Here is a 313-nt window from a genome sequence, read left to right on the forward strand (position 1 = left end):
TCGCCGGCCAGCGCTATATCAGCCCGCAGATCGCCCAGCAACTGGCGCTGAAGTCCTTCCAGCCGCAGCAGCACGATTCCCCCTTCGATTCGCTGTCCGAGCGCGAGATCCAGATCGCCCTGATGATCGCCAACTGCCACAAGGTGCAGAGCATCTCCGACAAGCTGTGCCTGTCGCCGAAGACCGTGAATACCTATCGCTACCGCATCTTCGAGAAGCTCTCGATCACCAGCGACGTGGAACTGGCGCTGCTCGCCGTCCGCCACGGCATGGTCGATGCCGCCAGCTAGATGAGCGCCGTTTTCGACGCGAG

Annotated in this window: 1 protein-coding gene; it reads left to right on the forward strand. The window is 62.3% G+C overall.

The window, feature by feature from the left end; translation table 11 throughout:
- Positions 1–290 (forward strand): LuxR C-terminal-related transcriptional regulator (locus tag ACLJNW_RS24130; protein ID WP_410961209.1); only part of this gene is annotated, 290 nt, incomplete at its 5' end.
- Between the last annotated feature and the right edge of the window lie 23 nt (positions 291–313).

This window comes from Salmonella sp. SAL4457 (assembly GCF_046548235.1).
In the GTDB taxonomy this organism is placed as follows: domain Bacteria; phylum Pseudomonadota; class Gammaproteobacteria; order Enterobacterales; family Enterobacteriaceae; genus Salmonella; species Salmonella enterica.